This is a genomic window from Neisseria sp. HMSC056A03 (assembly GCF_001815685.1).
In the GTDB taxonomy this organism is placed as follows: Bacteria; Pseudomonadota; Gammaproteobacteria; order Burkholderiales; family Neisseriaceae; genus Neisseria; species Neisseria subflava.
In genome coordinates, this window is record NZ_KV821659.1 from 1 (window position 1) to 219 (window position 219).

The 219-nt window shown below is 57.5% G+C and carries 1 pseudogene; it reads left to right on the forward strand.

Annotated features, from left to right (window positions below):
- Positions 1-219, forward strand: a pseudogene (locus HMPREF3052_RS09915) (calcium-binding protein); the annotation flags it as partial.

Genomic DNA, 219 nt, shown 5'->3' on the forward strand with positions numbered 1-219 from the left:
GATGACCTATGTTGACACAGCGGGCACTCCGGCCACTACGCCGAGCAACAAAGTGAATCTGGTGGGCACAGGCGGCCCGGTAACCTTGAGTAACGTCGCTGCAGGTGCGGTTAACGCGACCAGTACCGATGCTGTGAACGGCAGCCAACTGTTTGCGACCAACCAAAACGTAGCCAACAACGCCGCCAATATCGCCAAAGGCATCAACTTCGGCGGTAC